The organism is Bradyrhizobium sp. 61 (assembly GCF_023073075.1).
In the GTDB taxonomy this organism is placed as follows: domain Bacteria; phylum Pseudomonadota; class Alphaproteobacteria; order Rhizobiales; family Xanthobacteraceae; genus Bradyrhizobium; species Bradyrhizobium barranii.
Genome location: NZ_JADPIU010000118.1, coordinates 1 through 533, shown reverse-complemented (window position 1 = coordinate 533; position 533 = coordinate 1). Strand labels below are relative to the sequence as shown.

Genomic DNA, 533 nt, shown 5'->3' with positions numbered 1-533 from the left:
GTCAAATCCAAACCGCACTAGAAGTGATATTGGACACTAGTCTTCGCGTCAGGCGTGAGATCCTCTGAACGCCGTCATCACCTCGGCCAGCATCCGCACCTCGTCTCCCGCATAGCGCGGAGAGAAGTAAAACGGCTCGACGCGGCGCACATTGGCTTGCCGCGCAATTTCTCCTGCAGCCATGGTTGTAAGATGGGCCCGGTTCCTCGCCAATGCGACGTCGGCCTCCGCAAATGCCGCCTCGATGAAGAGAATGTCCGCATTCTGAACGAGCGCTGTGATGGCGGCACGATTGGCCGGCGTGTCGGCAACATCGGTAACATAGGCAATTTTCTGGCCGGCAGTGACCGTCAAGAGATCACGCAGGCTGCCAAGCGGGACAAGACGATCGTCCGAGGTCGCCGATCCGTCGATACGGATCAAATGATCGTCCGCGCGACGCTCGACAACGGCCTGCTTGAGCGAGCGCAACCACGGACCAACGGGAAGCCCATGCTCCGACAATCGGTTCTTCCAGATGTTCACATGCGCCG

At 59.3% G+C, this 533-nt stretch carries 1 protein-coding gene; it reads right to left on the bottom strand.

The window, feature by feature from the left end:
- Positions 1-48 precede the first annotated feature (48 nt).
- Positions 49-504, bottom strand: coding sequence for an MBL fold metallo-hydrolase (locus IVB46_RS43800; protein WP_247346100.1), 456 nt, complete (start codon positions 502-504; stop codon positions 49-51).
- Positions 505-533 lie beyond the last annotated feature (29 nt).